Source organism: Hymenobacter lapidarius (assembly GCF_001816145.1).
GTDB lineage: Bacteria > Bacteroidota > Bacteroidia > Cytophagales > Hymenobacteraceae > Hymenobacter > Hymenobacter lapidarius.
Genome location: NZ_MDZB01000099.1, coordinates 20,493 through 44,748, shown reverse-complemented (window position 1 = coordinate 44,748; position 24,256 = coordinate 20,493). Strand labels below are relative to the sequence as shown.

At 63.1% G+C, this 24,256-nt stretch carries 19 protein-coding genes; 11 read left to right on the top strand and 8 right to left on the bottom strand.

The features are described from left to right. Positions 1–65 precede the first annotated feature (65 nt). Entirely contained in the window at positions 66–2,108 is a 2,043-nt protein-coding gene (locus BEN47_RS09380; RefSeq protein ID WP_239691551.1) for a ComEA family DNA-binding protein, read from the top strand. Positions 2,109–2,251: 143 nt separating this feature from the next. Here the strand turns inward: BEN47_RS09380 and BEN47_RS09375 are convergent, their stop codons facing one another. Further along, positions 2,252–3,487: an MFS transporter gene (locus BEN47_RS09375; protein ID WP_070727614.1), complete on the bottom strand. Its 1,236-nt coding sequence runs from the start codon at positions 3,485–3,487 to the stop codon at positions 2,252–2,254. A gap of 264 nt (positions 3,488–3,751) precedes the next feature. Continuing rightward, complete coding sequence (locus BEN47_RS09370) at positions 3,752–4,093, bottom strand: NINE protein (protein ID WP_070727612.1); 342 nt, start codon at positions 4,091–4,093, stop codon at positions 3,752–3,754. A gap of 189 nt (positions 4,094–4,282) precedes the next feature. On the opposite strand from BEN47_RS09370, the gene BEN47_RS09365 reads away from it, so the two are divergent. The 3 genes from BEN47_RS09365 (at position 4,283) to BEN47_RS09355 (ending at position 7,247) form a co-directional block, all read left to right on the top strand. Next, the gene (locus tag BEN47_RS09365) at positions 4,283–6,169 is read left to right on the top strand and encodes an ABC transporter ATP-binding protein (protein WP_070727609.1); all 1,887 of its coding nucleotides are present in this window, start codon (positions 4,283–4,285) and stop codon (positions 6,167–6,169) included. Between the two features lie 209 nt (positions 6,170–6,378). Further along, positions 6,379–6,576, top strand: coding sequence for a hypothetical protein (locus BEN47_RS09360; protein ID WP_070727606.1), 198 nt, complete (start codon positions 6,379–6,381; stop codon positions 6,574–6,576). A gap of 53 nt (positions 6,577–6,629) precedes the next feature. Further along, complete coding sequence (locus tag BEN47_RS09355) at positions 6,630–7,247, top strand: DUF4136 domain-containing protein (protein WP_083322285.1); 618 nt, start codon at positions 6,630–6,632, stop codon at positions 7,245–7,247. 83 nt (positions 7,248–7,330) lie between these two features. Here BEN47_RS09355 and BEN47_RS09350 read toward each other — a convergent pair whose 3' ends face one another. Beyond that, positions 7,331–8,302: an XdhC family protein gene (locus tag BEN47_RS09350; protein WP_070727599.1), complete on the bottom strand. Its 972-nt coding sequence runs from the start codon at positions 8,300–8,302 to the stop codon at positions 7,331–7,333. 225 nt (positions 8,303–8,527) lie between these two features. Continuing rightward, positions 8,528–9,937, bottom strand: a complete 1,410-nt coding sequence (locus BEN47_RS09345; protein ID WP_204378299.1) for a urate hydroxylase PuuD — start codon at positions 9,935–9,937, stop codon at positions 8,528–8,530. A 177-nt stretch (positions 9,938–10,114) separates the two neighbouring features. Here BEN47_RS09345 and allB point away from each other — a divergent pair, with 177 nt between their 5' ends. From allB to BEN47_RS09315, 6 genes are all read left to right on the top strand, one after another. After that, positions 10,115–11,449 carry an allantoinase AllB gene (allB, locus tag BEN47_RS09340; protein ID WP_070727597.1) on the top strand — a complete coding sequence of 445 codons (1,335 nt, stop codon included), beginning with the start codon at positions 10,115–10,117 and terminating at the stop codon, positions 11,447–11,449. A gap of 4 nt (positions 11,450–11,453) precedes the next feature. Further along, positions 11,454–12,707, top strand: coding sequence for an allantoate amidohydrolase (locus tag BEN47_RS09335; protein ID WP_070727593.1), 1,254 nt, complete (start codon positions 11,454–11,456; stop codon positions 12,705–12,707). A gap of 7 nt (positions 12,708–12,714) precedes the next feature. Next, positions 12,715–13,455, top strand: coding sequence for a (S)-ureidoglycine aminohydrolase (gene allE, locus BEN47_RS09330; protein ID WP_239691550.1), 741 nt, complete (start codon positions 12,715–12,717; stop codon positions 13,453–13,455). A 57-nt stretch (positions 13,456–13,512) separates the two neighbouring features. Continuing rightward, positions 13,513–14,115, top strand: coding sequence for a 2-oxo-4-hydroxy-4-carboxy-5-ureidoimidazoline decarboxylase (gene uraD, locus BEN47_RS09325; RefSeq protein WP_239691549.1), 603 nt, complete (start codon positions 13,513–13,515; stop codon positions 14,113–14,115). Then, positions 14,112–14,450 carry a hydroxyisourate hydrolase gene (gene uraH, locus BEN47_RS09320; RefSeq protein WP_070727584.1) on the top strand — a complete coding sequence of 113 codons (339 nt, stop codon included), beginning with the start codon at positions 14,112–14,114 and terminating at the stop codon, positions 14,448–14,450. The genes uraD and uraH overlap by 4 nt, the downstream gene beginning before the upstream one ends. A gap of 142 nt (positions 14,451–14,592) precedes the next feature. Continuing rightward, positions 14,593–16,026 (top strand): DUF6986 family protein, encoded by a 1,434-nt coding sequence (locus BEN47_RS09315; protein ID WP_070727581.1) that lies wholly within the window; start codon positions 14,593–14,595, stop codon positions 16,024–16,026. A gap of 166 nt (positions 16,027–16,192) precedes the next feature. On the opposite strand, the gene BEN47_RS09310 is transcribed toward BEN47_RS09315, so the two are convergent. The 4 genes from BEN47_RS09310 to BEN47_RS09295 all read right to left on the bottom strand — a co-directional run bounded on the left by BEN47_RS09310 (position 16,193) and on the right by BEN47_RS09295 (position 21,863). Beyond that, the gene (locus BEN47_RS09310) at positions 16,193–18,496 is read right to left on the bottom strand and encodes a xanthine dehydrogenase molybdopterin binding subunit (protein WP_070727579.1); all 2,304 of its coding nucleotides are present in this window, start codon (positions 18,494–18,496) and stop codon (positions 16,193–16,195) included. Between the two features lie 187 nt (positions 18,497–18,683). After that, the gene (locus tag BEN47_RS09305; RefSeq protein WP_070727575.1) at positions 18,684–20,201 is read right to left on the bottom strand and encodes an FAD binding domain-containing protein; all 1,518 of its coding nucleotides are present in this window, start codon (positions 20,199–20,201) and stop codon (positions 18,684–18,686) included. 126 nt (positions 20,202–20,327) lie between these two features. Then, positions 20,328–20,804 carry a nucleoside deaminase gene (locus BEN47_RS09300; protein WP_070727572.1) on the bottom strand — a complete coding sequence of 159 codons (477 nt, stop codon included), beginning with the start codon at positions 20,802–20,804 and terminating at the stop codon, positions 20,328–20,330. Positions 20,805–20,927: 123 nt separating this feature from the next. Then, positions 20,928–21,863: a hypothetical protein gene (locus BEN47_RS09295; RefSeq protein ID WP_070727569.1), complete on the bottom strand. Its 936-nt coding sequence runs from the start codon at positions 21,861–21,863 to the stop codon at positions 20,928–20,930. A gap of 334 nt (positions 21,864–22,197) precedes the next feature. On the opposite strand from BEN47_RS09295, the gene BEN47_RS20270 reads away from it, so the two are divergent. Beyond that, positions 22,198–24,228: a peptidylprolyl isomerase gene (locus BEN47_RS20270; RefSeq protein ID WP_083322284.1), complete on the top strand. Its 2,031-nt coding sequence runs from the start codon at positions 22,198–22,200 to the stop codon at positions 24,226–24,228. The last annotated feature ends 28 nt before the right edge of the window (positions 24,229–24,256 follow it).

Here is a 24,256-nt window from a genome sequence, read left to right as displayed (position 1 = left end):
TGCTACTCGCAATAATTCTTCATTCTTCATTCCTCATTCCTCATTCCACAAAGGCGCAAGACTTTGTGCGCCGCCCGCCCGACCTGGACCGGCTCACGCAGGAGTTATTCGCCGAAATTCAGTCGGACCAGGTGCCGTTTGAGGACCTGTACGAAACGCTGCTGCAGTACTACACCACGCCCATCAACGTCAACACCGCTACCCGCGAGGAATTCCGGTCGCTGCTGCTGCTGAACGAAAACCAGATAACCACCCTGCTGCGCCACCGCGATACGAACGGCGACCTTTTGAGCGTGTACGAGCTGCAAAGCATCGAGGGCTACGACCTGCGGACCATCCACCGCATTCTGCCCTTCGTGAGCGTGCTCAGCAGCAACGTGAATGCGGGGCGTGGGTCGCTGTGGCAGCGCATTGCCCGCGAAGAAAACAACGCCCTGTACCTGCGCTACGAGCGGGTGCTGCAGGAGCGCAAGGGCTACACCCCGCCCACGCTGTTCCAGGGCCGGCCCACCACGCGCTACCTCGGCTCGCCCGATAAGATGCTGATACGCTACCGCGTGAGCCACACCAAAGATTTCAGCCTGGGCTTTGCGATGGAGAAAGATGCCGGCGAGCAACTGACCTGGAACCCCAAAAATGGCCAGTTTGGGGCCGATTATGTGTCGGCCCACTTCCTGGTGCAGGAGCGGGGCCGGCTGAAAACGCTGGCGTTGGGCGACTACCAGCTGCAGTTTGGGCAGGGCCTGCTGCTGTCGTCGGGCCTGGGCGTGGGCAAGGGCGCCGAGACGATTACGACCCTGCGCCGCTCCTCGGTGGGCGTGCGGGCCTATTCGTCATTGCTCGAAAACACGTTCTTCCGGGGTGGGGCGGCCACGGTGCAGGTGGCGCCCACGGTGCAGGCCACGGCCTTTGCCTCGCACAAAAACGTGGACGCCAACCTGCAGCAGGCACAGGATTCGCTGGCGCAGTTCGATGAGTTTACGTCGGGCCTGCTCTACACGGGCTTCCATCGCACGGCCTCCGAGCTGGCCAACCGCCACCAGCTGAACGAAACCATTGGGGGCGGCAACGTGGGCTACACCAGCCGCAACAGCAACCTCAGCATTGGCGCCACCGGCGTGTACACGCACTACGGCACGCCGCTGCTCAAGCGGGCGGAGCCCTACAACCGGTACGAATTCAGCGGCACCGACAACCTGGCCCTGTCCCTGTACTACACTTACGTGTGGCGCAACCTGCTGCTCTTTGGCGAAACGGCCCGCAGCAGCAGCGGCGGCCTGGGCACCGTGAATGGCCTGCTGGCCAGCCTGGGCCCCACCGTGGACGCGGCCCTGCTGGTGCGGCACTACGACAAGAACTTCCACACCCTCTACGGCAACGCGTTCAGCGAAAACACGCGCAACATCAACGAAACCGGCGTCTACATCGGCCTCAAGGTGCGGCCTGTGGCCCGGTGGGAAGTATCGGCCTACTACGACCAGTTCAGCTTTCCGTGGCTTCGCTACCGGGCCAGTGCCCCCACCACCGGCCACGACGCTCTCGTGCGCCTCGCCTACTCGCCCACCAAAACCAGCCTGCTCTACGCCCAGCTGCGCCAGCGCCTCAAGCCCCGCGACCTGCCTTCCGACGGCGTTATTCGCCCCGTTCCGCTGCCCGGCGAGCAGCTGCGCCAGAGCGTATTGCTCTACTATAACTCGGCCATCAGTCCGGCCCTGGAGATGCGCACCCGTGTGCAGGCTTCGCGCCTGCGCGACGACCCCGGCCTAGCCTGGCGGCGCGGCTACGTGCTGGCTCAGGACCTGAGCTACCAGGTAAATCGGGTGCTGAAAATCACCGGCCGCTATGCCCTGTTCGACGCCGACGACTACGACACCCGCCAGTACGTGTACGAGCAGGACGTGCTGCTGGCCGTGTCCATCCCGGCCCTCTACGGCCAGGGCACCCGCGTCTACGGCATCGCCGAAATCCGCGTCAACCGCGCCATTACGCTCTGGCTGCGCTACGCCGAAACCCGCTACCGCAACCAGAACACCGTGGGCAGCGGCCTGGAAGAAATTGCCGGTTCGCTGCGCGGCGACGTGAAAGCCCAGCTGCGGGTGAAGTTTTAAGACAGCGCCGAGGCGCCATCATAAAACCGAAACATCAAAAACCGGAACGTTATGCTGAGCGCAGCCGAAACATGACGTTCCGGTTTTTGCCTTACTAAAAACAATTTCTCAGTTCTCCGTTTTCAGCACCCCCAGAATAGGACTTATACCACTTCCTCGGCCGCGGGCATCACCGTGCGCTCCGTGCCGGTTACCCGGGCCATGGGGCCCGCCGACTTGATGCGGTACAGGTACGCCACGGCCAGGAGCACGCAGCCCAGGCTCAGGGCGTGCACGTAGGGCAGGCGGCTGGCTTGGTTCGAGAATATCCAGCCGGCCAGCAGCGCCCCCACCCCGATGCCGATTTCGAGGGCGATGTACATGGTGGCCACGGCCCGGCCGCGCCGCTCGGGGTGGCTCAGGTCGATGGTCCAGGCGTAGAGGGTGGGGGAGTTCAGGCCCGTGCCCACGCCCATGACCACGGCCGCCAGCAAAAACCACCCCACCGAGGGCGCAACCACCAGCAGGGCCAGCCCCAGGGCCAGAATACCCGCCGACACCCGCAGCACCGGCACCCGCCCGTGGGTGTCGGAGGCCTTGCCCGCCACCAGCCGCACGGCGAGGGAAGCCACCGTGAAGAAAACGTAAAATAGCCCCTTAGTAGGGCCTTCCAGGCCCAGCAGCCGGCTTTGGTCGGGCACTACGGTGAGCACCGCGCCGTAGGGCACCAGGCACAGCAGCGTGACCACCGCCGGCGCCAGCACCAGGGGCTCCAGCACTTCGCTCCACTTCAAGCGCAGCAAGGCCAGGCTGAACCGCTTCCGCTGGGCCTGGGGCAGCGTTTCGGTGAGGGTGCCCTGCACCAGTACCGACACCAGCGCCACCCCGCTGGAGATGTAAAACATGGTGTTCAGGCTGAACGTCTCGGCCAGCCACGAGCCCATGGCCGGCCCAAAGGCCATGCCCAGCGCACCCGTCACGCCCAGTAGGCCCATGGCCTCGCCGCGCCGCTCCACGGGCACAATGTCGGCGATGAAGGCGGCCGTGCCGGTGGGCTTGAAGCCGGTGCTGAACCCGTGCACCAGGCGCAGCGTGAGAAATCCCGTGACTGTGATGGCCCAGGGGTAAAAAAAACCGCACACAAAGCACACCAGCGAGCCGAGCACCATCACCGGAATGCGGCCCACGGTATCGGCCAGCTTGCCCGAATAGGGCCGGGAAATGGCCGCCGTGAGCGTAAACAAGGCAATGATGTAGCCCTTGTACTCGCCCCCGCCCATCTGGGAGAGGTGGTCGGGCAGCTCGGGCAGCAGCAGGTTGAAGCTGAGAAAAAACAGAAACGACGACAGGCACATCAGCCAGAAGCCGGTGGAGTAGGGGCGGGAAGCGGGAGGAGCCATGGGTGCCGCAAAGGTCAGCAGGAATTTGGGCGGCTGGCTATGGCCGTGCCTGCCGGGGTTGGCGCGGGGCTGGCGCGAGTTTAGCGCAGCGTAACTCGTGCCAGGGCTTCGGGCGAGGCTGTGCCTCGCAGCAGAACGTCTCGCTGGCGCGGTAACGGCTTGCCGCTGGCGCGGCAGGGTAGGCGCAGCCTCCCCGTCATGGTTGGTCACGAGTTACGCTGCGCTAAACTCGCGCCAGTTTGGAGCCAGTTTGGGCGGCTTGGACTACGCCAGCAGCTGCGCCTTGCGGGCGTTGTATTCCTGTTCCGTAATCGCGCCTTTCTCCTTCAGGATGAACAGCTTGGCCAACTCGTCGCTCACGCTGGCGCCGGGCGCGTAGGCATAGCCCATGCGGGGCGCCTGGCCCTGGTTGTACTCGTTGTTGAAATCCTCGTCCGACATCATGAGCCAGATAATGGTGTGATAAAGGCCGATGAGCGACGGAATAAACGTCCAGAACAGCAGCAGGCAGGCAATGCCCCGGCCGGTTTTGCCCAAGTAGAAATATTGGCCGCCGAAACTTCCGAGGAAGAAGGCAATGAACATGGCGGTGATGCGGTCTTTCATGCAGAAGAAAAAGAAGGAGTAAGAAAGTGGGACCGGTCCGGGCCATAGTGGCTCGGCCGCCGGGTGCCCGTGGTGCCGAAGATAGCAGGGCGGCGCGTTTTGGTTGCGGAGCAGCGGCTTGCCACAGCGCTGCCTCTGCCAAAACGGCCGCCCCGCACTTCCGGCCCCAACCTTGCCTCGACCCGTGCAATGCTTAATTTCCTGAAAACCATTTCCGCTAAGAACCCCAACAGCTCCCGCGGTGGCGGCGACAAGCCGCCCGTGAGCGTGCGCGAACGGGTGTCGGCGCTGCGCAACCTGCCTGCTTTTCTGAAGCTCATCTGGCGCACCAGTCCCCGGCTGGCCTTGGCCAACATTGCCCTGCGCCTCCTGCGGGCGGGCCTGCCGCTGGCCATGCTCTACGTGGCCCAGCTCATCCTTGATGCTGTGGTGGCCCTCACCCGGCTGCCCGCCCCAGAGCGGGTGCTCACGCCCGTGCTCACGCTGGTGGCGCTGGAGTTTGGCCTTGTGCTGCTCACCGATGCCCTGGGCCGCGGCGTGGCCCTGCTCGATTCGCTGCTCGGCGACCTGTTTGCCAACCAATCGTCCATCCGCATCATGGCCCACGCCGCCGAGCTGGACCTGGACCAGTTCGAAGACAGCACCTTCTACGACAAGCTGGAGCGGGCGCGCCGCCAAACCCTCTCGCGCACTGTGCTCATGAGCCAGGTGCTGAGCCAGGGGCAGGACTTTGTGACGCTGGTGCTGCTGGCCGGCGGGCTAGTGGCCTTCCAGCCCTGGCTGCTGGGGCTGCTGCTGCTGGCTGTGGTGCCGGCGTTCCTGGGCGAGTCGCACTTCAATGAGCGCAGCTACTCCCTGAGTCACTCCTGGACGCCCGAGCGCCGCGAGCTGGACTACCTCCGCCAGACCGGCGCCTCCGACGAAACGGCCAAGGAGGTGAAGATTTTTGGGCTTTCGGACTTCCTCATCAACCGCTTTCGGGAACTGTCCGACGACTTTTATACCCAGAACAAAAGCCTGGTGCTGCGGCGTGCCGGCTGGGGCGCGCTGTTTGCGGGCGTGGGCGCGGCGGGCTACTACGGCGCCTACGTCTACATCATTTCCCGGGCCGTGGGCGGGCAGATTTCGCTGGGCCAGCTCACGTTTCTGGCGGGCTCGTTTGCGCGGCTGCGCGGCTTGCTCGAAGGCATTCTCAGCCGGTTTAGCTCCGTGGCCGACGGGGCCTTGTATTTGCAGGACTTTTTCGACTTCTTTGCCCTGCGGCCACGCATTGTGCGGCAGCAGGTTACGGGCCAAACGGCCCGGCCATTCCCCCGGCCCATCCGGCAGGGATTCGAGTTTGAGAACGTCGGGTTTCAGTACAAGAATGGTACAAAATGGGCCATTCGTAACCTGTCTTTCAAGCTGGAAGCGGGCGAAAAGCTGGCGCTGGTGGGCGAAAACGGCGCGGGCAAAACCACGCTGGTCAAGCTTTTATCTCGTCTCTACGACCCCAGCGAAGGCCGCATTCTGCTCGATGGCCACGACCTGCGCGAGTACGACCCCGCCGAGCTGCGCCAGGAAATCGGCGTCATCTTCCAGGACTTCGTGCGCTTTCAGCTGCCGGCCGGCCAGAACTTGGCCGTGGGCCGCATCGAGGAGCGCACCAACCAGCCCCGCATCGAAACCGCCGCCCAGCAAAGCCTGGCCGACTCCGTGATTGCGAAGCTGCCCGGCGGCTACGACCAGATGATAGGCCGGCGCTTCAACGGCGGCGTGGATTTGAGCGGCGGCGAGTGGCAGAAAATTGCCCTGGGTCGGGCCTACATGCGCGACGCGCAGCTGCTCATTCTCGACGAGCCCACCGCCGCCCTCGACGCCCGCGCCGAGCACGAAGTTTTTCAGCGATTTGCGGAGCTCACCAAGGGCAAAACGGCGGTGCTCATCAGTCACCGCTTCAGCACCGTGCGCATGGCCGACCGCATCCTGGTAATTGAGAACGGGGAATTCGTGGAAATCGGGTCCCACGAAGACCTGCTGGCCAAGGGTGGGCGCTACGCCGAGCTGTTTGCGCTGCAGGCCGCTGGCTACCGATAGGGCTTGAATATTAGGAGGGTTTGCGTAACTTGGTTGGCTACACTTCTTCCTGATGGCCATGACCATACCATTACGCTTGTTGGTGGCCCTCGCCCAGGGCACAAGCGCGACCACGCAGGAAGCCCGCGCCGTATCCGACTACCGCTACAGCGGTAATTTCCGTAGCCAACACGCCTACTATTGCATGCGTACCCACGGGCTGGTGCTGCGTGCCGTCATTCGGACCCGCCTACCGGCCCACCGTCAAACGCCCCGACCTGCTGGTGAATCACCGCATGTGTGCAGGCGCCACGAACCTGCGCGGCCACAATCAAAAAGCAGTGAAGCGGTGGGTGGCCCGGCACGAGGATGCGGAGGCCAGCGGCGGGCACAATGCTTATTTTTTTATGCTGATTATCAGTCCTTAATGAGTTAAATTTCGTAGTTGTAACCCATTGTTCATCTGTCAGTTTCCAGCATTATGCGTTCCATTGCTACTCTCCTGAGCCTGATTTGCCTCGCGGCAACTATTTCGGCCTGCATGACCACCCGTGAGACCCGGGTGGAGTCGGACTACAGCTACCGTGGCAACTTCCGGCACTACCGCACCTACGACTTTGTGACCGGTGCCGGCCTCACCTCCGACACCAGCCGCCTGGGCCAGTCCGTGCGCGAAGCCATTCAGCAGCGCCTGCAGGTGCAGGGCTACCGCCAAGCCAAGCGCCGGCCCGACATGCTGGTGAATTTCCGAGTATATGAGGGCGACATGAACTTCCACGGCTTCGTGCAGGAAGACCTCAGCCAGTGGATAAAGCGCAACATTGAGGAAAACGACGACACCCCCCGCGAGAACCTGCAGGGCTATCAGCCCGTGCGCCTGCTCCTGGCCGAAGGCACGCTGCTGCTCACCCTTATCGACGTGAAAACCAACCGGGCCGTCTGGAACGGCTACGCCTCGGGCGTGAGCGTGCCCGCCGGCCCCATGGGCGAAGTGGTACTGCGCCGCTCCGTACGGTCAATTCTGGACCGCTACCGGGTATTCACCGAAGAGTTTGCCAACGGCACCCTGCCCCGTACGGCTGACGAATCGGGGCGCTAGCGCCTCGGGGAAGCCGTACGGGGCTATTCTGAAGAACGTGCCAAAAACTGACAACGAACAACTGATAACCAAACAAGGCCGAGCTACCCGCTGTGCCGGGCCTGAATCAATTCGGCGGCGATGCTGATGGCAATTTCCTCGGGGGTCTGGCTATGAATGGGCATGCCAATGGGCCCGCGCAGCCGCGCTACGTCTGCGGCCGAAAAGCCTTGGGCCAACAGCCCCCGGCGCAGTTCGGCTACTTTGGCGGCGCTGCCCATCACGCCTAGGTAGCGGTAGGGGCGGCCCAGCAGCTGGCGCAGCACCTCGGCATCGGTGCGGTAGCCCACGGTCATCACCACCACGTACTGGCTCGGGCCGGGCGGGATTTCCAGCGCCGCCTGCTCGTAGCTGACCACGCGCCGGTGGTGGGCGGCCTGATTGGCTTCGAGCGTGGGCAGGCCGGGGCGGTTGTCGAGCACGGTGAGCTCAAAATCGAGCAGCGCCAGGGTTTTGGAAAGGGCCAGGCTCACATGCCCGGCGCCTACGATGGTGACCTGGTCGCGAAAGCCCAGCCGCTCGCGGTAGCACCACGCGGCGCCCGGCTGGTAGTCGTAGAAAGCAGCGGCGGGTTCTGGGGAGTGCTGCAGCTGCAGGCCGGCCTCGGCGCTGAGCAGGAGCTGGCTGCCATCTCCCAGCGTCAGCGCTGCCACAATGCCTTCCGCTACGGGCAAGTCAGCGGCGGCCAGGGGCCACAGCAGGACTTCCTGCTCACCCGAGCACATCATGCCGGAGCGGTCGGCCGGTGCCTCACGCCGGTGAATCTGCGGGCGCAGCACGGGCTGGAAGTCGCCGGCCAACAGGCGCTGCCGGGCCAGCTCCACAAACTTGTGCTCCATAATGCCCCCGCCGATGGAGCCCGCCAGCCCCGTAGCCGTTACCGCCATTTTGAACCCCTGGCGACCGGGGCTGCTGCCGCTGCTGTGCACCACGCACAGCAGCGCCACGGGCGTGCCCGCCCGCAGGCTGGCCACGGCCAGGGCCCAAACCGGTAAATCACGGGGAGAGGCAGGCATTTACGCTTCGCTTGATGTGGGAGTAAAGGATGAACATAAAATTCTCCTCCTTACCAAGGAGGGGACGCCGGCGCGCGGCGTCGGCTGGGGTGATTGTGGGCGTTGAATGGAGAGCGAATGGCTGGCGGCAGAGATGTTCCCGCGTCGTTCAACGCCCCAACCACCCCCGTTTCAGCCCGTGGCTGAAACATCCCTTCCTTGGTAAGGAGGGGAGTTTTGTTCTGGTTATTTATTGAGTGCCCCTTGCTCAATCCAGCATTTTAGAATGTCCCGCTCTTCATCAGTCATGTGGGTTTTGTTGTTTTGGGGCATTGTTTTGGTGACTACCACGCGCTGCATGATTTTGTCTTTCAGGCGGATAATGTCTTCGGGCGTGTCGTATACCACGCCGTTGGGTGGCGACTTAAATACGTCGTCGGTGGGCTGGGAGGAGTGGCATTGCACGCAGCGGGTTTGCACAATCAGGTTCACCCGGCTCATGGTTACTTCCTCGGTGCAGGCGGGCGCGGCGGCGCTGCCGGACTGGCTTTGCGGGGCCGTCACGAACACCACGCCGAGCAGCAGGACCACCGAGGCCGGCAGCACCCAGGCGTTGGACTGGTGCTTCTCGCGCAGGTTCAGCCAGTGCTTCACGCCGGCGGTGCCCAGGGTGATTACCGCCAGAATGGCCCACGGGTAAGCGTGCCCAAAGGTGCTGGGGAAGTGGTTGCTCACCATCACAAAGAGCACGGGCAGCGTGAAGTAATTGTTGTGCAGCGAGCGGGCCAGGGCATTTTTGCCCAGCTGCGGGTCGAGCGGCGTGCCTTCGGTGGCGGCTTTCACCATGGCCTTTTGCGCTGGGATGATGGTGAAGAAAACGTTGCCCACCATGAGTGTGCCCAGCATGGCCCCGAAGTGGATGTAGGCTGCCCGGGCGCTGAATACCTGGGCGTAGAAATAAGCAAAGCCAACCGCGATGACGAAGCCCACGACCTTGAACCAGGGACTGCGCACGAATTCCGTACGGCACAGGCCGTCGTATACCACCCACGCCGCCGCAAACGACGCCACCCCGATGCCCACGCCCGCCAGCGGCGAAATGTCCAGCACGCGCGGGTCAATCAGCATGGAGCTGGCGTTGAAGTAATACACCACAAACAGCAGGCTGAAACCCGAGAGCCAAGTGAAGTAGGCCTCGTACTTAAACCAGTGCAGGCTTTTGGGTATCTGCGGCGGGGCCGATTTGTACTTCTCCAGATAGTAAAAGCCGCCGCCGTGCACGGCCCACAGGTTGCCGGCCAGCTCGTCGCGCACGTTCTCGGTGCGGTTCAAGGCATTTTCCAGGAATACGAAGTAGAAGGAGGCGCCAATCCAGGCGATGCCGAAGGTGACGTGCATGAGGCGCACCACAATGTTGAGCCACTCCATGATGTGGCCGGCCCAGAGCGAGTCGCGCACCAGCACGTAGCAAATGCCCACGCCCGCCACCACCGCCAGTAGAATGAGGGCATAGGAATATCCCTCCAGCGTGAAGCCGCTGGTGCCCACCACGCCGCCATCGGGCCGGGTTTTGGCCACGCGCTGCAACGCGAAAATGACGCCCAGCAGCAGCAGAAACGCCAGTACTATGGAAAGTAGGGTAACGTATTGAATCATAGAAAAAGCTGGCGGGGGCGGGAAGAAAAAGGCCTGCAACGTCGTTCTACGCCCGAGCCAGAGGCTCGAAGCCAGCGGGCAGCGCGTCGGAGACGCGCGCCAGCTTGTTGATGCGTAACAGCGGCAAATTAATTCAACCGGGAAAAAGCATCCAATTTAGCGTTAAATTTCCCCTTCATGCCAACTATTGCCCTGCGCAGCCAGCGCGTCGTCACGCCCGAGGGCGAGCGCGCCGCCACCCTCCTCCTTGAAAACGGCCGCATTGCCGCCGTGCTACCCTTTGAGGCAGAAGTAGCGGCGGGTATCATGGACGTGGGCGCCCACGCCATTCTACCCGGCGTTATCGACCCGCACGTGCACATCAACGAGCCCGGCCGCACCGACTGGGAGGGCTTCGATACGGCCACCCGCGCCGCGCTGGCCGGCGGCCTCACCACGCTGGTGGACATGCCGCTTAACTCGGCGCCGGTCACCACTTCGGTGGCCAATTTGGCAATAAAACGGGCCGCTACGCCGGGCCAGCTGCACTGCAACGTGGGCTTCTGGGGTGGGGTGGTGCCCGGCAACGCCGCGGAAATTGAGCCGCTGATTGCCGCTGGCGTGCTGGGCTTTAAAGCCTTTCTGACCCATTCGGGCATCGATGATTTTCCGAATGCCACGGAAGCCGATTTGCGCCGGGTGATGCCCATTCTGGCCCGCCACGGCCTGCCGCTGCTGGTGCACTGTGAGCTGTCGGCAGAAGACGAGGCCTGGAAGCAAAACGACCACCGCTCGTACGCCAACTACCTGGCTTCAAGGCCCAAAAAATGGGAAGATGACGCGGTGAATTTGATGATTCGCCTGTGCGAGGAGTTCCGTTGCCCGGTGCACATCGTGCACTTGTCGTCGGCCAGTGCCATCGCGCCCATCGCCGCGGCCAAGGCCAAGGGCCTGCCCCTGACTGTGGAAACCGGCCAGCATTATCTGTATTTCAACGCCGAAGACATTGCCGATGGGCAGACGCAGTTCAAATGCGCGCCGCCCATTCGCGAGCGGGCCAATAATGAGCACCTGTGGGCGGCGTTGCAGGCCGGCCTTATCGACTTTGTGGCCACCGACCACTCGCCCGCGCCGCCCGATCTCAAGCAGCTCAAAAGCGGAGATTTTACCACGGCCTGGGGCGGAATCGCCTCGCTGCAACTGGCCCTGCCCGTGCTCTGGACGGCTGCCCGCCGGCGCGGCGCTACCCTCCGTGACCTGGCCCGGTGGCTGAGCGAAAACCCCGCGAAACTAGCCGGCCAGAGCCACCGCAAAGGCCGCATTGCCGTGGGCTACGACGCCGATTTGCTGGTGCTGGACCCGGAAAAAACCTTCGTCGTGACCGAAGAAATGATTCAGCACAAACACAAAGTGTCGCCTTACATTTGCCAGGAATTGGCGGGAGTGGTGGAATTAACTTTTCTGCGGGGCGAGCTGGTTTATCAGCGCCCGGTTTTCACCCACCCCAACCAAGGCCAACTCTTAACCCGGTAGCGGAATGCAGCACGAATACCTAGCCCGCGCGGAGCGTATTATGCAGCGCATTCAGCAGCTGGCCGCCATCAGCGAAGACGCCCACGGCGTGACGCGCACCTTTGGCACGCCTGCTTTTTTGGCAGGCCGGGCCCTGGTGCAACGCTGGCTGCAAGCCGCCGGCCTGCCCACTCGCGTCGACGGCATCGGCAACCTGCGCGCCCGGCTGGAAAGCCGGCACCCGGCCGCCAAAACCTTCGTGCTGGCCTCGCACATCGACACGGTGGTGAACGCCGGCAAGTTCGACGGGCCGCTGGGCGTGCTTATGGGGCTCGACTTGCTGGAAAATCTGCTGGCGCAGCAAGTGGAATTGCCGTTTCACATCGAGCTGATTGCGTTCAGCGACGAGGAAGGCGTACGGTTTCACACCACGTATCTGGGCAGCAAAGTGGTGGCCGGCTCGTTTGACACGGCCCTGCTGGCGCGGCCCGATGCCGCGGGCGTGACCCTGGCACAGGCCCTGACAAGCATGGGGGCTGATGCCGCCCAAATTCCGGCCGATGCCATTCCGGCTGCCGATTGGCTGGGGTATTTTGAGATGCATATCGAGCAGGGGCCGGTGCTGTGGGAGCGCAACGTGCCGGTGGCACTGGTTACGGCCATTGCCGGGCAGCAGCGCGTGGAGCTGGTGTTTCGGGGCATGGCCGGCCACGCCGGCACCGTGCCCATGGCCATGCGCCAGGATGCGCTGTGCGCCGCCGCCGAGTTTGTGCTCACCGCCGAGCAGTTTGCCCAGACGCACGGCCGGGGGCTGGTAGCCACCGTGGGCAAGCTGGCCGTGAGCCACTCGGCCAGCAACGTGATTCCCGGCGAGGTGACGTGCAGCCTCGACCTGCGCAGCCCCAGCCAGGCGCAGCTGGCCGATGCGGCCCGCGCCCTGCAGGGCTTCGCCGAAGGCCTCGCCGCCCACCGCGCCGTAGCTCTCACCTGGACCCTGGTGCAGCAGACGGCGCCGGTGGCCTGCGATGCGACCCTGAACACCCTGCTCGCGCAGGCCATTGCCGAAAGCGGCCACGAAGCCATCCCGCTGGTGAGCGGCGCCGGCCACGACGCCGTGCCGGTCTCCTTTGTGGCACCGGCCACTATGCTGTTTATTCGCTGCCGCGAAGGCATTAGCCACAACCCGCTGGAGGACGTAGAGCTGCCCGACCTGGCCGCTGCCGTCGCCGCGGCCGACCGGTTTATTCACCTCCTCCGCACCCAGAACCCCACCTGCTAACATGGAAATGTCCGCCCTGACCCGCTCAGTTGTGAAGCGCAATCACGCCATCATCGCCCCCGATGGCTATATCAACAGCAACGTGCCCGGCTGGACCGGCTGCACCACCAACGTCATCATCAACGAGCAAATGGGCGCCCGCCTGTGCCAAACGCTGGTCACGCTGACGGACGCTGGCAAGCTGGTAGGGGAGACGCAGGCGTCGCAGGTTTTTTTCTACGTGGTGCAGGGCCGGGTGCAGGCGGCCTTGGGCGGCGAAACCCGCACGCTGGCCGTGGGGCAGTACCTGTACATTCCGGTGGGCCAGAGCTATGAGTTCAGCCAGCCCGAAGCCGGTACGCAGCTGCTGACTTTCCATAAAGTGTACGAGCCGCTGGCCGGCCATGCCACGCCGGGCATCTTCTGGGGCGAGCGCGACTACAGCAAAGCGCCCGTGTACATGAACGACGAGGCGCTGCGCATTCAGGAGTTGCTGCCGAACGAATTGGGCTTCGACATGGCCGTGAACATCTTCACCTACGGCCTCGGCGGCAACCTGCCCATGGTGGAAACGCACATCATGGAACACGGCCTGATGTACCTCGAAGGCCAAGCCATCTACATGCTCGACCAGTGCTGGTACCCGGTGAAAAAGGGCGACTCCATCTGGATGGCGCCCTACTGCCAGCAGTGGGCCACTGCGATGGGCCAGGAGCCGTCGGTGTACATCTACTACAAGAACGTGAACCGGTTTCCAACGGTAGTTTGAAATATGAATTGAAGGTTAGAACGTCATGCTGAGCGCAGCTGAAGCATCTCGCGTGCAATGGTAATCAATGACGTTGAACGATTAAATTACTACCACACGCGAGATGCTTCGGCTACGCTCAGCATGACGTGCCTAGATTATGATTATAAAATGACCCTCCCCGAACTCAACCACCTCCCCAAACCCGCACTCGCCCAAGCCCTGCAAACCTGCTGTGGCTCCACCGCGTGGGTGGAAAAAATGCGCGCCGCCTTCCCCGTTTCCGACGCCGAAACGCTGATGGACGAGGCCAACACCGCGTGGAACGCTTTGAGTGAAGCTGACTGGCGCGAAGCCTTCACACACCACCCCAAAATCGGCGGCGACGTGGCGGCCCTGCGCGCCAAATTCGCCAGTACCAGCACTTGGGCCGAGGGCGAACAAGCTTCCGTACGCGAGGCTTCGCAGGAAACCCTTGAAGCATTGGCCGCTGGCAACACCGAATACGAAAAGAAATTCAGCTACATATTTATCGTTTGCGCTACTGGAAAATCAGCTGAAGAAATGCTGGCTTTATTGCAGGCACGGTTGGTTAATAATCCGGAAGCTGAAATATTAATTGCCGCCGGCGAACAAAATAAAATCACCCGCCTTCGCCTCGAAAAACTCCTCGCCGCATGAGCCAGATAACCACCCATATTCTAGATACTGCCAAAGGTAAACCCGCTGCTGGTGTGGATATTGCGCTGCTCCAGCAGGCCGGCGATAATTGGCGGGAAATCGCACGCGGCGTAACTAACTCTGACGGCCGAATTCCCGATTTATTGCCGAGAGAAAAGCAGTTTGAATTGGGCGTGTATAAGATGAAATTTTACACCCAGGAATATTTCGCGCAGGACGGCACGGCGAATTTTTATCCGTTTGTAGAAATCGTTTTTAACGTGGCTAGCAATGAGCATTACCATGTGCCGCTGCTGCTGAACCCGTTTGGGTATTCCACTTACCGCGGGTCGTGAGCACGTCATGCTGAGCTTGTCGAAGCATCTCTGCCGGAATAGTAAATGAATTACCTGCGCGGTAAAGACGCTTCGACAAGCTCAGCGTGACGTGCTGCAAAACTCCGCCTGATAACTAACAACGAACAATCAGATTCCCACCATGAAACTCAGCTTACCAGACTCTGATAAAACTGTCCTGCTCGACCAGCTCGGCATGGCTAATATTAAATTTCAGCACACCTACCCCGGCGACCGGCCCGACCGCCAGCCCGTGCACACCGTGTACGGCGGCGCCAACCTCTTCAAGGCCGATACCTGCAAGCGCATGGGCGACATCGCCCTGAATAACCTGCAGATTTACGCGCCCAACTTCGTGGAGCTAGCCCGCGTGCTGCAGCTCAGCAACCACGAGCACCTGCCCACCCTCGAAAAGGATGTTGCCGACCTTACTGCCCGCCTCGACGCCATGACGCCCGCTGCCCGCAAGCAGGAGCCCGCCTGGCTGGCCTATTCGGTGTACAATAAGATTGTGGCGAAGCTGCAGCGTGAAGCTGTGGAAGACTTCCGCGTGGACTTTGAGGACGGTTTCGGCAACCGGCCCGATGCCGAGGAAGACGAAACCGCCGTGCGCGCCGCCACGGAGGTAGCCAAGGGCATGGCCCAGGGCACGCTCTCGCCGTTTATCGGCATTCGCATCAAGCCCTTCACCGAAGACATGAAGGCCCGCGGCGTGCGCACGCTCGATATTTTCCTGACCACGCTGCTGGCCGAAACCGGCGGCAAGCTGCCCGAAAACTTCGTGGTGATGCTGCCCAAAGTGACCATTCCGGAGCAGATGGCCACGATGGTGCGCCTGTTTGAGCTACTTGAAAAGGCCAATGGCCTCGCGCCTGGCACGCTCAAAATGGAAACGATGGTGGAGGCCACGCAAATCATCATGGACGAGGAGGGGCGCAACCCGCTTATGCGCATCATCCGGGCCAGCGAGGGGCGCTGCATCGCGGCGCACTTCGGCACCTACGACTACACGGCGAGCTGCGGCATCACGGCCAGGTACCAGACCATGGGGCATCCCGTGAACGACTTTGCCCACCACATGACCAAGGTGGCCCTCGGCGGCACCGGCATCTTCCTCTCCGATGGCGCCACCAACGTGATGCCCATCGGCCCGCACCGGGGCGACAACCTGAGCTATGCCCAGCTGCGCGAAAATCAGGAATCTGTGCACAATGCCTGGCGCCAGGCCTACCACCATACTACGCACTCGCTGATAAACGGCCTGTACCAGGGCTGGGACCTGAACCCCGCGCAGCTGCCCATGCGCTACGCCGCCACCTATAATTTCTTCCTGAGCAGCTACGACGATGCCGTGCTGCGCCTGCGAACCTTCGTGGAGCGCGCCGCCATCTCCACCCTCACGGGCGATATTTTCGACGACGCCGCCACCGGCCAGGGCCTGCTCAACTTCTTCCTCAAAGCCCTGAACTGCGGCGCGATTTCGGAAGAGGAAATTCTGGCCACGGGCCTAACGCTGGAAGAGGTACAGACCCGCTCGTTTTTTCGGATTCTGGAGGGGCGGCGGGCGAAGGCCTAACCGTATGCGAAAAAGGGCTACGCCTATACTCACGCCAGAATAAAACACGGCTGTCATGCTGAGCCTGCGAAGCATCCTATCACGTTCGAACCTAGTTGTTCAGCGGTGTTAGGATGCTTCGCAGGCTCAGCATGACAACCGTGTGTTTTTAGCGACTAAAATTGTATCAGGTAGAGGCGGTAACTGCTGCCTTTTGTTGGTCCGAATTTGCTGCCACGAACTCCGGGTACAAGCTCACCAGCACCTTTTCCGGCGTCATCGGTGCGGAAAACGGCAGCGCCGTGTGCCCCTGAAACGCCCGCACCGCATCGCGCAGGGCGAAGTAGGTGCCGATGCCATACATGAGCGGTGGCTCGCCCACGGCCTTGGAGCGCAGAATGGCTTTGGGGTGGCCGGGCGTATCGAGAAAGTGCACGTCGAGCACGGCCGGCGCGGCGTAGATATCCGGGATTTTGTAGCTGTTGAGCGAATTACTGAGCAGGCGGCCTTCGTCGTTGTAGGCAATTTCCTCCATCGTCATCCAGCCAATGCCCTGCACGGCGCCGCCCTCAATCTGGCCCCGGTCAATCACCTCGTTGAAGCTCTGGCCAAAGTCGTGGGCGATACGCAGGGCATCCACGGTGTAGGTGCCGCGCAGGCAGTCGACGGTGACGGTGGTGAAGGCCGTGCCGTAGACGTGGTAGGCGAAGGGGTGGCCCGTGTTAGTGCTGGCATCGAAATGCAGGTCGGGCGTAGCGTAGTGGGCGTTTTCGGTGAGGGCCACGCGCTTCCAGAATGCCGACGACACCAGCTTCTCCCAGTCGGTATCGGCGGACACTCCGGCCGCCAGTACCTGCTCGTCGTGTATTTCGAGGCCTTCGTAGTTGAGCGTGTACTCGAGGCAGGCGTGCTGGAGCAGCCGCTCGCGCAGGGCGGCGCAGGCCATTTCGGTGGCCTTGCCGTTGAGGTCGGCAGTGGCGCTGGCGGCGCTGGGGGAGGTGTTGGCCACGCGGGTGGTGTTGGTACTTTCCACCTTCACGCGGTTCACCGAGATGCCCAGGGTGCGGGCGGCCACGTGCGCAATTTTGGTGTTCACGCCCTGGCCCATTTCCACCGCGCCGGTGCTCACGCCCACTGAGCCGTCGGAATAGATGTGCACCAACGCGCGGGCCTGGTTCATGGGCGTTTTGGTGAACGAAATGCCGAAGCAGATGGGCATCACCGAGAAGCCTTTTTTCACCAGCTTGTGCTGCTCGTTAAACTGCTCGACTTCTGCCTGTAGGCCAGCCAAGTTGTACTGCCGGGCCGCGGTATCCCAGGCCTGTTCGGCGTGGCACATCTCGGCCTGCTGGCGGTAGGAAAACAGGTCGCCCTCGCGCAGCAGGTTTTTCCGCTGAATCTCGCTGGCCGGCACGCCCAGTTCCTCCGCCGCTTTGGCAATGGCCGATTCTATCACAAACATGCCCTGCGGCCCGCCAAAACCCCGGAAGGCCGTGTTGGGCGGCAAATTGGTGCGACAGCTGTAGGCCGTGGCGGTCACGTTGGGTACGAAATACGAGTTGGTGGCGTGGAAGAGCGTGCGCTCCATCACGGCGGGGGAGAGGTCGGCGGCCGCGCCGGCATTCTGGAAGAACGTAACCTCATAGGCCACGATTTTAAGGTCCGCATCCAGCCCGATTTTGAAGTCGGACGAGTAGGGGTGGCGCTTGCCGGTCATGCGCATATCGGCCATGCGGTCGAGCACCAGCTTCACCGGTTTTTTGGTGATGAAGGCGCCCAGCGCGGCCAGTGCTCCCCAGGGCGTGGCCTGGTCTTCTTTGCCGCCAAAACCGCCTCCCAGGCGCGTCACGTCTACTTCTACCTGGTGCATGCCCAGGCCCAGCACGTGCGCTGTGTGCCGTTGTACCGCCGTGGGGCCCTGCGTAGACGAGATAATGCGCACGCCGCCCATCTCTGTGGGAAAGGCATACGCGCCCTGCGTTTCGATGTACAAATGCTCCTGCCCGCCGCTCTCCGCCACGCCCTCAAACACGTGGGCACACGCCGCCCACGTAGCTGCCGAATCACCGATTTTAAAGGTGCGCGGCGGCACAATCAGCTCGCCCTGCGCGGCCGCTACCCGCGGGTCGGTGATGATGGGCAGCGGGGCAATTTCGGCCGTGATGAGCTTTAGCGCCGCGTGGGCTTGGTGCTCGGTGCGGGCCAGCACCAGCGCCACCGGCTGCCCCCGGAAATGCACGTGTCCCTCGGCCAGCAGCGGTTCATCGGGTACGATGCCGCCGATTTGGTTGATGCCGGGAATATCGGTCGCCGTGAGAATGTGCGTCACTCCCGGCGCCGCCCGCGCCGCGCTGATATCGAGGCTTTTGAGTACGCCGTGGGCCAGCGGGCTTTCAAACACGGCCGCGTACAGAGTGCCCTGTTGCACGGGCACGTCGTCAAGGTACTGCGATTCGCCGCGCACGTGGCGGTTGGGGTCGAGGTGGTTCATGGTGTAGGCTTGCAAGTCGCCCTCCGCGTCAACCTCACCCCCTAGCCCCCTCTCCCGCGGAGAGGGGGGACTAGTTTTTAGTTTTAGAATTATAATCAGAGGACTATTTCTAGAGCTAAAGTCTAGTTCCCCCTCTCCGCGGGAGAGGGGGCTAGGGGGTGAGGGTGAGGTCAGGCGACGCTTAAATTTAAATCAATTCATCTACCGCCAGCGCCGGCGCAAACTGCAAAAAATGCGCCCACAACAGCTGGCGCAGCAAGAGCCGCTTGTAGTCTGCCGTGCCGCGCACATCCGAAATCGGGCTGATTTCCTCCTGCATCACGGCATTAGCGGCGCTCACAGTGTCGGCCGTCAGCTCGCGGCCCACCAGAAACTGGCTGGTGCGGGCCAGGTACAGCGGCACCGGTCCCACGCCGCCCGCCGAGATGCGCGCCGCTGCAATCAGGCCATTTTCAACCCGAAGCCAGGCAGCGGAATTCACGCTGGCAATGTCGAGGTGCGTGCGTTTCGAGACTTTTTCAAAGTGGAAGAAGTCGCCGGATAGGGGTGTAGGAAAGCTGATTTCAGTGACCTGTTCCTCGGGTGTTTTTGCTAGTTTTTTGTAGCCCAGGTACAGGTCCGGCAGGGCCAGTTCGCGGGCAGTGCCGGCCGGGCTGGCCAGGGTAATGGACGCGCCCAGCGCCAGAAACATGATGGTGAGGTCGCCAATCGGCGAGCCGTTGATGAAGTTGCCCGCCACCGTGCCCATGTTGCGAATGGGCGTGCTCGACACCAGTTTCAGGTACTGCGGCAACTGCGGAATCAAGCCGCGCATCAGCTCCGATTCGAGTAGGTGGCTGGCCGTGGTGGCCGCGCCCAGCACCACGCGGCCCGCCGCCGTCTGCCGGATGCCGCGCCGGCCGCTTTGGTCAAATACGAGGCGCACGGGCTGCTCGCGCAATTCTTCGAGGCGCTGCACCAGCAGGTCGGTGCCGCCACCGAGGAGTGGATGAGCAAATGGATTAGCGGCTGAGGAATCGTGACCGTTCTGGCTTTGCGTGTGGCCGTTGGGAGAGACGGTGGCCGCTGGAGTACCGTTGCTGTGGGCAGTAGCAGCCGCGGCTTCCTCTGCAACTGCGGTGCGCAGAGCGGCCAGCCGGGCGGGCATGGTTTGGAAGTAGGCCGGCACAAACTGCTGTTCGCTGAGCCAGGCCACGGCGTTTTGCGTGGGCCGACTGGCCAGCTGCGCGGTGAGGGTGGCGGCGGCCCGCTCCAGAGATTTGTAGCCCGTGCAGCGGCAAATATTGCCGTCGATGGCCGCAATGGTGTTTTTCTCAGTAGCCGGCTTCTCGCTCAGGCTGTGGCCCGTGAGCGACATCACGAAGCCCACCGTGCAGAAGCCGCACTGCGAGCCGCCTTCGTCCACAATGGCCTGCTGCACCGGCGTGAGCTGGCCGGCCGCAGCGTTGATGCCCTCCACGGTTACCACGTGCTTGCCGTGCGCGTTGCCCAGCGGCGTGAGGCAGCTGGTCATGCTTTGGTAGTTCATGGTTTGGCCATCAGGCGCCAGCTCGCCCACCAGCACGGTGCAGGCCCCGCAGTCGCCCTCGCGGCAGCCTATTTTGGTGCCCTTCAAGTGCTCGTGGTAGCGTACGAAGTCGAGAAGCGCGCTGGCCGGTGGCTCGGTGCTCCGAATGGGCTGGTCGTTGAGGTAAAATTCTATCATGAATCTGGAATCAATAAAAACGTCATGCTGAGCCTGCCGAAGCATCTCTACCTCAATAGTAAATCTAATTACTCGCGCAGTAGAGATGCTTCGGCAAGCTCAGCATGACGTTCTGTTGTATCGTTCTTAATAATCCGTGCGCCCTTCTTTCCGTTCCCAAGCCTGGAAGCCGGCCAGCGCTTCTTCGCGCAGCAGCTGCGTCATGGGCAGGCGGCGGGCGTCCATGGGACGGTCCAGCTCTTCGTAGATGAACTGGTCGTCGAAGCCAATGGCCGCCGCGTCGGCCTTGGTGTTGCCGTAGAACACGCGGGCCGGGCGGGCCCAGTAGATGGCGCCCAGGCACATGGGGCAGGGCTCGCAGCTGGTGTAGAGGTCACAGCCGTCGAGCTGGAAGGTGCCCAGCTCTTTGCAGGCTTTGCGAATGGCGTCGACCTCGGCGTGGCAGGTGGGGTCGTGGGTGCTGGTGACCTGGTTGAAGCCGCGGGCAATGATTTGCCCGTCCTTCACCACCACCGCGCCGAAGGGGCCGCCGTGCCCGGCCTGCATTTTTTCAATGGACAGGCGAATGGCTTCGCGCATGAATTCGGGGTTGGGAGCTTCCATAAAAGAGCAGGGCAGTCAGGAGATTATTATCCGTAATTAACTGAAAAAACGGGCAGCAAAGAACGGTAAAACTCACCCAACAACGCACCCCTGGCCGCAGCCCCGTTTCGCCCGTGCAATGGCCTACTTAAACAGGTTGGGCAGGCGCAGCTGAAAGCCCAGCGAGGGCACAAACGTGACCCCGCTCAGCGAAGTGCTGGCGCCGTTGAGCAGCGCGTAGTCGCCGTAGTTCTGGTAGAATACCGAGATGGCCGGGATGACATACACGTACCGGTAGCCCAGCTTGAGATTGACAAAGCCGCCGAAAGAAGAAAAATTACGCTTCTGCAGCGTCAGCTCCGGTACTTTCACCGAGCCGGCAAAAATCCTCTCGGGCGCAAAGCCGTAGCTCACCCAGCTGTGCCCATACACCAGGCCGTAGCTGATGGCCCCAATTTCCTCTTCGGGACCGAACGACTGGCTGAAGGTGAGCGGCACGAGCAGGTCGTTGCGGGTGGCCCGGAAGTTGAGCACCGAATTGATGTCGTCCAGAAACGGCAGGCTGGGCAGCTTGGCCCGTTGGGTGGCAAACTGCAGGCCGATGCTGGCGTAGGTGGTGCCACTGGCAGCGCCGCGGCCGGGGTTCTCGGGTGAGCCGGTGGGCCCCAGGAGCTGGAGCTGGGTATCGAAAACGTGGGAGCCGAAAGCGTATTTATACCCCGCATCGAGGCGCGGGATGATGCCGTAGCGAATGCTCAGGTCGGCGGTGGGCTGCACGGGGTCCAGCACGTAAGCCAGGGCCGCGGCCTGGAGCCGGGTGGTGGCTTCGGTGTAGTCCACTTTTTCCTGGCTGGCGGCCTGGCTAGCGGCCTCTTTCACGGCGCTGCCCACCTTGCTCAGGGAAGAAGTGGCTACGTTGAAGCCCTGGTTATACCCCACCCGAAACTCGCCCTGGGGCGTGACTTTGCCGGTAGTTACGATGGCGCGGGGGGCCGTGCATGAGGTGGCCAGCAGGAGGGAGGCCGCCGCCAGCAAGGCAACCGGCCGCCGGCGAAAAAGCAATAGCAAAGTGGTGTTCATAAAGCAAAGGTCAAGGATTGTGGGGCTAAAAAACGAAAATCGGGCCGAAACTGCCAAAACCAGCCCTCAGAATTCGGCCCCGGCTCCGGGCGCCGTCTGGCCGCCGGGCATTGGGCGCCGCCGCGCATCGTTGCGCGCATAAATATTTTACTCGAAATGCCCGGCGAGGGCCTGGGCTCCGCCCCGCGCAGCAAGGTGGTCATCACGCATTTGCTGGCCCTGGTCGCCGGAACCGCCCCTGCCGGCGTAGCCCGATAGGAATTTGATTCCGTACTTGACACCCCGCTTCGGCCGGTTCAACCCGGGCCCGCCGCTGCTTCATCTTCCCCCGCCAATGCCCATCCGCTCCCTTCGTTTCTGGCCCGTGCTGCTGTTGCTCGCGGCCTGTACCCGCACCCCGCGCCCCAGCGTGGACCTCGACAACAAGTACCACGACGCCGTGAACCGGCAAATTGGCACCGCCCAGGACGAGCGCAACACCGCCGCGCTGCTTCCCTTTCTCACCAACTCCAACCCCATCTACCGCCGCGAAGCCGCGTTGGCCTTTGCTTCGGTGCAGGCCCCGGCCGCTGTACCGGGGCTGATTCCGTTGCTGCGCGATGGCGACTACAGCGTGCGCCGCGCCGCCGCCTACGCCCTAGGTCAAATTGGCGACAGCACAGCCGTGGACAGCCTGCTGGTGCGCGTGCAGCTGGAGCCCGACGCAGGCGTGCGCCGCTACGTGCACGAAGCCCTAGGCCGCACCGTGACGCGCGCCAGCCTGCCCGCCCTGTGGCGCCACAGCACGCTCACCGACACGGCCCACGCCGTGGCATTGGCACTGGGCCTGAACCGGGCCGCCCTGCGGGGCCTCACCTCGCCCGAAAGCATTCAGCGCACGGTGCAGGTGCTGAACTCGCCCAGGCTACCCGAGCGGGGCCGGCTGGCGGCAGCCGTGAGCCTGTCGCGCACGCGGGGCTCCGACGCCGACTTGGCGCGCCTAGGGCAGGAAACCTTGCTGCGCGTAGCCACCAAGGACCGTTCCTACGCCGTGCGCGCCGCCGCCGCCACTACGCTGGGCCGGCTGGCCGCGGCGGTGCCGGCGGCTGGGGCCCCGGCTGCGGTAGCACCTGCTAACAGAGGCGCCACGCCGGCTGCGGTGCTGGCGCGGCTGGCCACCAAGGACCCCGACTATCGGGTGCGGCTCAGCGCGGTGCGGGCCCTTCCATTTGGGGTGGGCCATTATGGCGCCAGTCGCGAAGCCGTTTTCTACGCCCTCAGCCACGACCGCGCCCCGGTGGCCCTCACCGCGGCCGAATGGCTGCTGGCCCACGCCAAAGGCGAATCGGGTCCCTTAATGGCCGCCCTGGCCGACGGCAACAAGCAGGCCTCGCCGCGGGTGCGGGCGGCCTTGCTGCAGGCCGCCGTGCGCCACGCCAGCCCCGCCGCCCGGCCCAGCCTCACCGAAACCATTCGCAAGCGCTACCCGGTGGTGCCCACGGTGTACGAAAAAGGCTTCCTGCTGCAGGCCCTGGCCGAAGACCCCGCTTCGTTCGACTTCGTGCGGGCCGAGGCGTTTGGGGCCGGGCAGTCGCCGGTGGTGGCCGGCTACGCCCTGGGCGCGCTGCTCACCATGCGCCGCAATGCTGATTTCCCGGCGGCCCGCCAGGCCGATTTTGCCGCCGCCGTGCGCCAGGCCCTGGCCACGGGCGACGTGGCCCAGCTCGGCACCGCCGCCGAGGCCCTCACCGACGCTAAACTTTACCCCGAACCCCAACCCGCCGACCTGGCGGCCATTCGCCAGGCGCAGGCCAAGCTCCAGCTGCCCCGCGAAATTGAGGCCTGGCAGGGCTTGCAGCAGGCCCTCGACAAGCTCACGAAAAACCCCAACCCGACGCCCACGCCCCTTGCCACCGCCCAGCAGCATCCCATCGACTGGGCCGTGGTGCAGGGCGTGCCGCTGGGCCAGCAGGTGCGCCTGCGCACTTCCAAAGGCATTATTGTCCTGGAGCTGAAACCCAACGAAGCGCCCGGCGCCGTGGCCAGCTTCGTCACGCTCATCGAGCAGAAGTTCTACGACAGCCTGTATTTCCACCGCGTGGTGCCCAATTTTGTGGCCCAGGGCGGCGACCCGCGCGGCGATGGCAACGGCAGCGCGCCCTACAACCTGCGGTCTGAATTTGGCGACCTGCACTACGAGGAGGGCAGCGTGGGCCTGGCTTCGGCCGGCAAGGACACCGAGAGTTGCCAGTTCTTCATCACCCACACGCCCACCCCGCACCTCGACGGCCGCTACCCCATCTTCGCCCAGGTAGTGGGCGGCATGGACGTGGCGCACAAGCTCGAAATCGGGGACCAGATTCTGGGCGTGGAGCTGGTGAAATAAGCACGGTTGCGCCGTCTGGTTCGTTGAG

Bases quoted from the DNA above. Each gene is read 5' to 3' on its own strand.
- uraD (WP_239691549.1), top strand. From the start codon at position 13,513: ATGGTAATCAATGACGTTGAACGATTAAATTACTACCACACGCGAGAT.
- BEN47_RS09295 (WP_070727569.1), bottom strand. From the start codon at position 21,863: ATGAACACCACTTTGCTATTGCTTTTTCGCCGGCGGCCGGTTGCCTTG.
- allE (WP_239691550.1), top strand. From the start codon at position 12,715: ATGTCCGCCCTGACCCGCTCAGTTGTGAAGCGCAATCACGCCATCATC.
- BEN47_RS09345 (WP_204378299.1), bottom strand. From the start codon at position 9,937: ATGATTCAATACGTTACCCTACTTTCCATAGTACTGGCGTTTCTGCTG.
- BEN47_RS09355 (WP_083322285.1), top strand. From the start codon at position 6,630: ATGCGTTCCATTGCTACTCTCCTGAGCCTGATTTGCCTCGCGGCAACT.
- BEN47_RS09370 (WP_070727612.1), bottom strand. From the start codon at position 4,093: ATGAAAGACCGCATCACCGCCATGTTCATTGCCTTCTTCCTCGGAAGT.
- BEN47_RS09375 (WP_070727614.1), bottom strand. From the start codon at position 3,487: ATGGCTCCTCCCGCTTCCCGCCCCTACTCCACCGGCTTCTGGCTGATG.
- BEN47_RS09365 (WP_070727609.1), top strand. From the start codon at position 4,283: ATGCTTAATTTCCTGAAAACCATTTCCGCTAAGAACCCCAACAGCTCC.
- allB (WP_070727597.1), top strand. From the start codon at position 10,115: ATGCCAACTATTGCCCTGCGCAGCCAGCGCGTCGTCACGCCCGAGGGC.
- BEN47_RS09350 (WP_070727599.1), bottom strand. From the start codon at position 8,302: ATGCCTGCCTCTCCCCGTGATTTACCGGTTTGGGCCCTGGCCGTGGCC.
- BEN47_RS09310 (WP_070727579.1), bottom strand. From the start codon at position 18,496: ATGAACCACCTCGACCCCAACCGCCACGTGCGCGGCGAATCGCAGTAC.
- BEN47_RS09335 (WP_070727593.1), top strand. From the start codon at position 11,454: ATGCAGCACGAATACCTAGCCCGCGCGGAGCGTATTATGCAGCGCATT.
- BEN47_RS09305 (WP_070727575.1), bottom strand. From the start codon at position 20,201: ATGATAGAATTTTACCTCAACGACCAGCCCATTCGGAGCACCGAGCCA.
- BEN47_RS20270 (WP_083322284.1), top strand. From the start codon at position 22,198: ATGCCCATCCGCTCCCTTCGTTTCTGGCCCGTGCTGCTGTTGCTCGCG.
- uraH (WP_070727584.1), top strand. From the start codon at position 14,112: ATGAGCCAGATAACCACCCATATTCTAGATACTGCCAAAGGTAAACCC.
- BEN47_RS09315 (WP_070727581.1), top strand. From the start codon at position 14,593: ATGAAACTCAGCTTACCAGACTCTGATAAAACTGTCCTGCTCGACCAG.
- BEN47_RS09300 (WP_070727572.1), bottom strand. From the start codon at position 20,804: ATGGAAGCTCCCAACCCCGAATTCATGCGCGAAGCCATTCGCCTGTCC.